Source organism: Pseudomonas sp. NPDC089428, from assembly GCF_044749325.1.
Taxonomy (GTDB): domain Bacteria; phylum Pseudomonadota; class Gammaproteobacteria; order Pseudomonadales; family Pseudomonadaceae; genus Aquipseudomonas.
Map to the genome: position 1 here is coordinate 144,374 of NZ_JBIVHT010000013.1, position 8,943 is coordinate 153,316.

Annotated in this window: 10 protein-coding genes and 1 pseudogene; 6 read left to right on the forward strand and 5 right to left on the reverse strand. The window is 62.2% G+C overall.

From position 1 onward, the window contains the following. Positions 1-156: 156 nt before the first annotated feature. The 4 genes from ACIPZ5_RS21555 to ACIPZ5_RS21570 form a co-directional block, all read right to left on the reverse strand. Positions 157-819, reverse strand: a complete 663-nt coding sequence (locus ACIPZ5_RS21555; RefSeq protein ID WP_400810517.1) for a class I SAM-dependent methyltransferase — start codon at positions 817-819, stop codon at positions 157-159. A gap of 27 nt (positions 820-846) precedes the next feature. Then, entirely contained in the window at positions 847-1,668 is an 822-nt protein-coding gene (locus ACIPZ5_RS21560) for a phosphatase PAP2 family protein (protein ID WP_400810518.1), read from the reverse strand. Positions 1,669-1,670: 2 nt separating this feature from the next. Beyond that, positions 1,671-2,348, reverse strand: a complete 678-nt coding sequence (locus tag ACIPZ5_RS21565) for a histidine phosphatase family protein (protein WP_261944004.1) — start codon at positions 2,346-2,348, stop codon at positions 1,671-1,673. A 325-nt stretch (positions 2,349-2,673) separates the two neighbouring features. After that, entirely contained in the window at positions 2,674-3,153 is a 480-nt protein-coding gene (locus ACIPZ5_RS21570) for a GNAT family N-acetyltransferase (protein WP_400810520.1), read from the reverse strand. Between the two features lie 229 nt (positions 3,154-3,382). On the opposite strand from ACIPZ5_RS21570, the gene ACIPZ5_RS21575 reads away from it, so the two are divergent. From ACIPZ5_RS21575 to ACIPZ5_RS21590, 4 genes and pseudogenes are all read left to right on the forward strand, one after another. Next, entirely contained in the window at positions 3,383-5,548 is a 2,166-nt protein-coding gene (locus tag ACIPZ5_RS21575) for a methyl-accepting chemotaxis protein (protein ID WP_400810521.1), read from the forward strand. Between the two features lie 94 nt (positions 5,549-5,642). Beyond that, positions 5,643-5,843 (forward strand): DUF1289 domain-containing protein, encoded by a 201-nt coding sequence (locus ACIPZ5_RS21580; RefSeq protein ID WP_085677616.1) that lies wholly within the window; start codon positions 5,643-5,645, stop codon positions 5,841-5,843. Positions 5,844-5,896: 53 nt separating this feature from the next. Beyond that, a complete protein-coding gene (locus ACIPZ5_RS21585; RefSeq protein ID WP_400810523.1) occupies positions 5,897-6,526 on the forward strand; it encodes a LysE family translocator in 630 nt (209 codons plus the stop codon). Between the two features lie 72 nt (positions 6,527-6,598). Further along, positions 6,599-6,715: pseudogene (locus tag ACIPZ5_RS21590) on the forward strand (cupin domain-containing protein); the annotation flags it as partial. 51 nt (positions 6,716-6,766) lie between these two features. On the opposite strand, the gene ftrA reads toward ACIPZ5_RS21590, so the two are convergent. Next, complete coding sequence (gene ftrA / locus ACIPZ5_RS21595; protein ID WP_400810525.1) at positions 6,767-7,726, reverse strand: transcriptional regulator FtrA; 960 nt, start codon at positions 7,724-7,726, stop codon at positions 6,767-6,769. A gap of 95 nt (positions 7,727-7,821) precedes the next feature. Between ftrA and ACIPZ5_RS21600 the strand changes: the two genes are divergently transcribed. Continuing rightward, positions 7,822-8,256 carry a rhodanese-like domain-containing protein gene (locus tag ACIPZ5_RS21600; RefSeq protein ID WP_400810526.1) on the forward strand — a complete coding sequence of 145 codons (435 nt, stop codon included), beginning with the start codon at positions 7,822-7,824 and terminating at the stop codon, positions 8,254-8,256. Continuing rightward, positions 8,250-8,741, forward strand: coding sequence for a GNAT family N-acetyltransferase (locus ACIPZ5_RS21605; RefSeq protein WP_400810527.1), 492 nt, complete (start codon positions 8,250-8,252; stop codon positions 8,739-8,741). The genes ACIPZ5_RS21600 and ACIPZ5_RS21605 overlap by 7 nt, the downstream gene beginning before the upstream one ends. Positions 8,742-8,943: the final 202 nt, after the last annotated feature.

Genomic DNA, 8,943 nt, shown 5'->3' on the forward strand with positions numbered 1-8,943 from the left:
GAACGATGCTGCCTGTTCCGGCCCCTTCGCGGGTAAACCCGCTCCCACAGGTATCGCGCAAACCTCAGGTTCTGTGGAGTACCTGTCTTGCTCAATTTCTGGAATCTGGCGCGATCCCTGTGGGAGCGGGCTTGCCCGCGAAGAGGCCGGAATAGGCTAACCCGCAATCATCAGCAACGACTGTGGCACGGGGCTTTGTGGATGCTGCGGTTCTTGCAGGCTCAGCAATCTGAAACCCGCCATGTCCAGCGCATTCAGCCAGCTGGCCAAAGTCCGGAAATACCACGGCATCGGCCGCCAGTTACCAGCAAACCCGGCAAACGACTCCTCGCGCCAGCCGTCCTGATAATCACCGCCCGCCACGCTCCAGGGGTGCAAGGTCTGGATCACCAGCGCGCCGGTGGGTGCGAGCCGTGCTTTCATGGCCGCCAGCAAGGGGATGATGTCTTGTTGCAGCAGGGCGAAATTGGCGCAGATCAGGTCATAGCCACTGCCAATGTCCACCGCGCCTTCGGCCAGCTGGGCATAACTGGCCTGGTGCACCTGCGCTGAGCCTGCGGCCCGGGCAGCCTCCACCAGCGCGGCGTCGCCATCCACACCGGCCACCTCGATGCCGCGATCAGCCAGCGCCCGCAGCAACCAGCCCTCGCCGCAGCCAAGGTCCAGCACCCGCTCAGGCTGGCGACCGAGGATCGCCAGCAGGATTGCCTGGTCGGTCACCTGCAGGCGGCTCTCGATGGCGCCGCCACGCACTGCGTCTATCCAGGCCCGGGCGTTGAGCTGCCAGCTGTGCAGCAGGGCGTCTTCGGGGTTGGGCATGGTCGTGTTCCTGAGCAGAGGGCCTGCTCAAGCATAGGCATCTACCGGTGCCTTGTCTGCGCTCGCCTGCGCCGGTGCCTGCAGCGCCTCGCGGCCGTAGAAGCCCAGGGCAGTGGCCCAGGTGGTCAGCCACACGAAGATCCCGGCCCAGAAGGTGTGCGACATGTAGTGCCAACCTTGCAGCACGCGGGTCGTGCCGTAGATGAAGCCGATCAGCAGAATGGCAACCAGCAGCTTGCGCGCATGCTGCCAGCGGTGGCGCAGTGCCACGAAGTACAGCGCCAGCAGGGTGAAGCCGCTGGAAGCGTGGCCGCCCGGCCAGCAACGGCCTTTGCCAGCCTCGCTGAACCAGCTGAAGTTCTCGTACCACTCCACATGTGCTTCTGGGCCGCCGTAGAGGGTGGTTTCCACCGGGCAATACACGCTGGTATGGCTTTTCAGGTAATGGATGATTGTGGTGCTCAAGGCAAATGCCACCACCACGAACAGGAAGTCACGGCGATGACGGCTGGTGAAGCGCAGGACCGGGCTGATTCGGGCGGCATTCAGGCCGCGGGTGATCAGGGCGTCGGGGTGGTTGGCCAGCCGTGGCCAGATGAACGACAGCAGTGAACCGATGACCGCCGCCTCGCCGGTCCAGTTCGGCAGGATGCGCGGCCATTTGTGGGTCACTTTCTCGAACAGCTGGTCATGCAACAGTGGGAACTGCCCGGTGACCGGGTCGAGCAGCAGGTTGCTGATCCAACGGTCCAGCTCGGTGAGGTCGAACAGCATGAACACGATCGCTGCCAGCAGCAGTGGCAACAGCAAATTGTTGACGTAGAACGTGGTGCGTGAAGAAACGGGCATGCTTACTTCCCTGTGCTGCTGTTGAGTGTCTGCCATTGGTTGGCGTTGAGTTGCCCGAGCAAGTGGGCCTTGCCGTTGCTGTCTTTGCTGATGAACAGGGTGCTGGCATAGCCGGCAACGCGTTCGCCGCCTGCTACGCGCAGTTGCCGTTCGAGGTGGTCGATGCAGCCACTGTGGGTGACCAGCACCAGGTTGTGGCCCTCGCGCTTGTGCGCCAGGGCGGCGTTGGCAAAGGTGCTGTCACAGCGCGCCAGCCATTCCTGGGTTTCGATACCCTTGCCGAAGACGAACGACGCGGTCTGCTGGGTGCGGACTTCCGGGCTGCTGAGGATATCGGCATTGGCCAGGCCCAGGCGGCGGATGCCGTCGCCGACGGCGGCAGCGGCCTGGCTGCCGTCAACGGTGATGCCGGCAGGGTCGCCAAGGCAGGCATGGTTGGAGCGGTCGCAGCGTTCGGCATGGCGGACCAGGACAATCACCTTGCCGCTGTTCCAGGCGCTGTAGACGCCATTTTCGCTCATCAGTTGCGGGCTGCCCAAGTTGGTGACATGCGGACGAAGCACGTGCCAGAGGCCGAACGCCATGATGGCCAGCAATACGGCCAACAGCCAGACTGCAGGCAGTTTCCGGCGTTTCGGGCGCAGAAGGCGCGGGTGCGTCGCAATAACATTTTCCAGCATGCTGCCACTCCGAGGACAAGGCTGGCAGCACCTTATCCTCGGGTTTGTGGCCCAAGAGTGAAGCAGATGTGAAAATTGTCTTATCCCGGCCGGCCGCCGCCGAGCGTCTTGTACAAGGCCACCCGGCTGGCCTGCTCGGCCCATTGCAGGCTGATCAGCGCCTGCTACGCGCAATAGAGCGGGCGCTGGGCGTCGAGCATATTGAGGAAGCTGTACGAGCCTTGCTTGTTCCGCGCCAGCGACAGGTTGTTACGGGTCTGGTTGTTATCGGTCTGAAATGTAAGCGATGTCTCGGGTTTGTACCCGCGAAGGGGCCAGAGCAGGATTACAGGGCCTTGCGCATGAACACACGAGAAAACCCATGCTCTTCGGCCCGGTGAGTCTCGACATAACCCAGTTTCTTATAGAGCTCGATGTTCTCGGTCATCCGCTCGTGGGTATACAGCCGCACCGCGCTGCACCCAACCTGCCGTGACCGGGTTTCGCACAGCTGCATCAGCACCTTGCCAATCCCTTGGCCCTTGCACTCTGGCAACACGGCGACATTGACCAGCAGCATCTCGCCACTCTCACGCTCCAGTACCAGCACGCCGGCAACGCGCTTTCCTTGCAGTGCTAGATGCACCTCTGCGTCTGCGATTACCTGGCGGTAGTCATCCAGCATCGGAGCGGGCGGTTTGCCGATGCGCGCGATATAGGGCGAGTAGGCCGCCTGGACCAGCCCGGTGATGGCCTCGACGTCAGCGGGCTCGGCTCTGCGAAGGATTAGAGGTAAATGCAAAGTAGGGTCTCCGGAAGTCTGCATGAGCTTAATGCAGGCAATCTTGCAGGGCCAATCGTCGCGAGTCTGCGGTTCTTCCTCGGATTCATCGCCAGAACAATCGCCCCGTGACGGGGCGCATTTGAACGAGTGCACCCTGCCAGTGCGCTTGCAGGGTGCGTGGATCGTTGGAAAGCGCGATAGTTAGCTTGCATACGAGTTGGCGTGCAACTTGCTATCACTTTGCCATCTAATGTCGCTTATGGTGAAGATAATGTCGCTTTCAAGTAGTTCCATGCAGTTGTCATCGAGCGAAAAGGGCTGGCTGCCGTGGTTTGGCAAGACCGGCAAGTTCAGCATGGGCTGGGCCTGCCACCTCAACCGTGCGCACTACCCGGTGGTCGAGCAGACCTTCGAAGCCATCGCCCAGACCCGCGTGCAGTTGCTGCAGAACTGGGCCCGCGAGCAGTGGGAGCACCTGGCCGAGCTGGCGGAGCAGATGGCGCCAGGCGGCGCTGAGATCGACCGTTCGGTGTTGCTCGACAAGCTGGCCCAGGCTGAAGATTTTTCCGAGCTGTGCGTGATCGACACCGCTGGCAATGTCACCGTCTCTACCTGGGCAAAGCGCGGCAACTCACGGACCGACCAGATGCAGGCATTGGCCCAGGGCCTGAAGGCGCCGTTCCTCCACGGCCCCTACAGCGACCCGCTGACGTTGCAGATCGGCCCGTCATCGTCGCGCTTCCACGATGAAGTGACGCTGATGTTCTACCAGCCGCTCAAGCGCGAAGGCAAAACCGTCGGCTGCCTGTGTGGCCGGGTGCCCAACGATGTGCTCGGTGACCTGATCCAGCGTGAAGCCGGGCACATTTTTGCCGAATCCGGCGACAACTACCTGTTCATGGCGCAGTCGCACTTCGACCGCACCATCGAGCCAGGCACTGCCTTGTCCCGTTCGCGTTTCGAAGACGGCACCTTCACCCACGGCGAGAACCTCAAGAGCGGCGTGCACACGCCCTGGGCCACGGTGCAGATCCAGCGCCACACCGAGCTGGAACTGCGCTTCACCGACCCCTCCACCCGTGAACTGCACCCCGGTGTACGGGAAACCATCCGTCACGGGGCCAACCTGTTCGTGACCTACCCAGGCTATTCGGACTATCGCCATGTGCCGGTGGTGGGCAAGGGCGTCACGTTCCAGTTGCCGGGCTCGCCAGACCGTTGGGGGATGATGTGTGAAGCCGACCTGGAAGAAGTCTACCGCCGCCGTTCGCTCAGCTACGGGCTGATGAAGCCCTATGTGGCGACCATGGCCGGGCTGTTCGGCTGCAACTACCTGGTGCAGCACTACGCCGGCTTGCCACAGGGGCTGAACGACGCCATCGAGGCGCTGTGCATGATTGCCGCGACGCTGCTGTTCAGTGTGCTCGGGCCGAAGCGGCTGGCTGCACGCCTGAACGGCATGAGCGGCGTGCTGCGCACCATCGCCGAAGGCGAAGGCAACTTGCGCCAGCGCCTGGACACCAGCACCATGGCCAATGACGAAAGTGGCGACATGGCGCGCTGGATCAACAGCTTCATCGACCGTCTGGACGCGGTGGTCGGGCAGGTGGTCAAGGCCAGTCGCACGGTGGGCGCCACCAACCAGATGATGCTGGGCCGCAGCCAGGCGGCGAGCGTGAGTTCCACCGATGTGGCCGACGCGGTTCACCAGATGATGATCATCATGGAAGAACAGCTGGGCGAGCTGCAGCAGGCATCGGTCAGCGCTGAGCAGATGAAACAGGCCATGGACGAGGTGGTCAGCCGCGCCCGCGAGCAGTTTCTGGCGGTGCAGGCCGGTACCCAGTCGATTCGCGATGTGGTGGCGCGTTCCTCGTCGAGCGTGCAGTTGCTCGACAGCCGCATGGGCCAGATCGGCAACATCACCGGGCTGATCAGCGACATCACCAACCAGACCAACCTGCTGGCCCTCAATGCCGCCATCGAGGCCGCGCGGGCCGGGGAGCATGGCCGTGGTTTCGCGGTGGTGGCCGACGAGGTGCGCAGCCTGGCTGCGCGTACCTCGCGTGCTGCCGACGACATCCGGCACATGGTCGAAGGCCTGCAGAACGAAACCCAGCAAGCCGTGAACTTCATGGAGGAGGGCGTGCAGGATGTCGATGACAGCCTGCGCCTGGCGGAGGATGCCTCGTCGGAGAACATCCAGCTGCATCAGGCGGTGGAGGCGATGTTCGCAATCATCCAGCAGCTCAACCGGCGCAGCATGGAGTACGGCAAGACCATCGACCAGGTCAACCAGTCCTCCAGTGATATGCGCCAGACAGCGGTGGTGTTGCAGAGCAGTGCCGAGACGGTGAAGGCCAATGCCAGCAAGTTGCAGAAGCTGGTGGGGCAGTTCGAGGTCAGCGGCAAGCATGAGCGCGCTGCCGTGGCCTGATCATGCACGGTTGGCGTAGGAGCGGCCTTGCCGGTCTGGCGCCCCGGCGAGGCCGCTCCTTTGGTATGATCCGCGGCCGTAATTGGAGCCCGCCATGGCCAAAGACATCGAAAACCCCTGCGTCTCGCTTTGCCAGCTCAACAGCGAGCTGTGCGTGAGCTGCGGCCGCACCCGTGAGGAAATCCGCAAGTGGCGCGGCATGAAGCGCCCGGAGAAGATGGCCACTGTGCAACGCGCGGCCACGCGGATGAAGGCCATCAGCAAAAAGAACGCCAAGCGCCAGGGCAGCGACTGAAGCCGCTGCGCTTGTGTAAGATGCTGGCTCCGCACTGTTCTTGAGCCTGCCGTATGGATACCCACTCGCTTCTCGCCTTTACCCTGGTCGCTGCAATCGCCATCGCAAGCCCGGGGCCGGCCACCTTGATGGCCATCAACAACAGCCTCAACCATGGCCAGCGCAGCACGCTGTGGTCGTCGCTGGGCAATGGCACGGGGCTGTTTTGCCTGTCGGCGGCCGCCATGCTCGGGCTGGGGGCCTTGTTGGCCAGTTCAGAGATGTTGTTCAACGCAGTCAAGCTGATCGGTGCCGGCTACCTGTTCTACCTCGGTGCCCGTCAATTGATCAAGAAAGGCCCGATGCTGATGGATCAGTCGGCGGCCAAGGTCAGCAGGCCGACCCCGATGAAGTTGTACAAGTCAGCGTTCCTGACCGCCGTCACCAACCCCAAGGCGACCATGTTCTTCACTGCACTGTTCCCGCAGTTCATCGACCAGGGCGCGCCGCTGCTGCCGCAGTTCCTGACCCTTACCGGGATTTTCGTGGCCTTGTCGCTGACGTCGCTGAGCCTCTATGCCGCGCTGGCCGCGCGGGCCAAAGGTGTGCTGACCCGGCCGGCGCTGTCGCGCTGGGTGAGCCGGGTGGTCGGCACCACGTTCATTGGCTTTGGTGCGGCGATTCTCACCATGCGCCGGCAGTAACCCCTCGCCGGCAAGCCGGCTCTTACAGGGATATCACCGGCCTGCAGGCCTGCACTATACCTGTGGGAGCCGGAGCACAGAACAGCGGCTGAGACGGAAACAAGACTCATGATGATCGAGCCGCGAGGGGTGTTGAATACCGGCCATGAAGGCGGGGAGCGAACAGCGCTGAATGACGTCTGGATCTGATTCGAGATCGATAGCAGTGGCTCGCTTCATCACGGGGAAGGATTGATTGGGTCAGTGCCTTCCAAATTGCGCACGGTAGGCCATGGGTGCCAGCCCGACGGCCTTGCGAAAGGCTGCACGAAAACTTTCCGCAGAGGCGAACCCGCAACGTCCAGCGATTTGCTCATTGCTCAACGGGCTGCTTTCCAGCAGGTCGCGCGCCAGATTCATGCGAACCTGAAGCAGCCAGGCTTTTGGTGCCATGCCGGTCGCTTCGCTGAACCGTCGCAGGAAGGTGCGTTCGCTCATCAGTGCCTTGGCCGCCATTTGCTTCACCGTCAGAAGGCTATCCACATGACGGGTCGCCCATTCCAGTACCGATGCCAGATCATCGCGAGGCTTCTGGGCAACCGGTGCTGGAATGAATTGCATTTGCCCCCCCGCGCGCTGCGGCGCCATGACCAGGCGCCGCGCAACCGCATTGGCGACATGGGTGCCAAAGTCCCGGCTCACCAGGTGCAGGCAGGCGTCGATCCCGGCAGCGCTACCTGCCGAGGTAATCAGCTGGCCGCTGTCCACGTACAGCACACCCGGATCCACTTCGATACAGGGGTAGCGTTGCGCGAGTTCATCCGTATACCGCCAATGGGTAGTGGCGCGTTTGCCGTCCAGAAGGCCTGCGGCCGCGAGTACAAATACCCCTGAACAGATCGAGAGCAACCGGGCGCCCCGCTGATGGGCGGCGATCAAGGTGTCCAGCAGCGCTTGTGGCGGGCGTTCATCACGGCTGCGCCAACCGGGGATGATGATGGTCTGGGCATCGATGAGCGACTCCATCCCGAATTCGGCCAGCACCTGCATGCCACCTGCCGCCCGCATCGGCGCGGGGTCGACGGCGACGATGCGATGCCGGTACCAGGCAAACTCGAATTCCGGGCGTGGCAGAGCGAAAATCTCCACGGCAATACCGAATTCGAACGTACACAGCCCGTCATAGGCCAGCACGGCAACCAAACCTGGGTCGTTGAGCATTGGCGGAAAACTACCGGTCACTGTCGAGTGCGCCACTGTAGCGGTATGGGTCGGCTTCCTACAATGGGCACACTTTCAATCGAGGAGTGATATCCATGCCTAGCTTGGTCAGCGAATACCCTGCCGCAAACCCCTCCGATGCCTCGTTGCACTTCAGGCGGCGTCTGGCCTTTGAAACCGACTGTTCGGACGTTCAGCGCAGCCAGCTGTCGGGTGAAGTCGACTATGTACTGGTCGACGTCAGGAGCAGCGAGGCCTTTGCACTTGGGCATGTGCCGGGTGCTATCAACATCCCGAGCCGCATGATCAGCGCACAGCGGATGGCCGAATATGCTCGCCAGACGCTGTTCGTTGTCTATTGCGCTGGCCCTCATTGCAATGGCGTACATCGGGCGGCGGTGCGCTTGGCTGAACTGGGCTATCCAGTCAAGGAAATGATCGGAGGGGTCACCGGTTGGCTCGATGAAGGCTTCTCGCTGGTTGGCGAGAATGTCTCTGCCCTCGGCAACGGCGTTTCCTGCGCATGTTGAGTAGAGAGGGCTGCGTTCGGCCGGCACTGCGCGGGGATGTACCCGCGCTGATTGGGCTCATGCGGGCGTTGGCGGAATTCGAGGGGTACCTCGATGAATTCGCAGTGGATGAAAACGCGCTGCTTGCACGTGCGTTTGGCGAGAGCCCCGAGTGTAATGTTTTTGTCGTCGAGGGCGCAGAAGGTATCGCTGGCTACGCCGTCGGGTTGATTATCCCTTTCACCTATGACCTGCGACCGACCGTAGTGCTCAAGGAACTGTTCGTGGCGGCCAGTGACCGGGGAAAAGGGTTCGGAGCAGCATTGCTGAGCCAGGTTGCTGCCTGGTCGCTGGAGCAGGGAGCGGGGAGGTTGAAGTGGGACGTGTTGGCCGGGAATCACAGCGCTGAAGCGTTCTATCGGCAGCATGGCGGTCGACCAGAGGCGAAATGGATGCCATACCAGATGAGTGAGGTAGGGTTAAAAGTTCTATCCCGCATGGAATAACGGTCTCACGGACGCTTGGAGTCTCAATCCTGCATGGTGCTGGCGACGTACCTGACTTGGGGCTGGTGAGGACTCGGATGTTTTCGCCGTGGGGTATGTAGCGCCTATGAGATCGAGCGCCGCCCGCGCGGCGCATCGCGGATAAATCCGCTCCTTGTATGTTGTGTCTGGCCTAACGAGAGAGGTTATGCTCGTTGGGCTA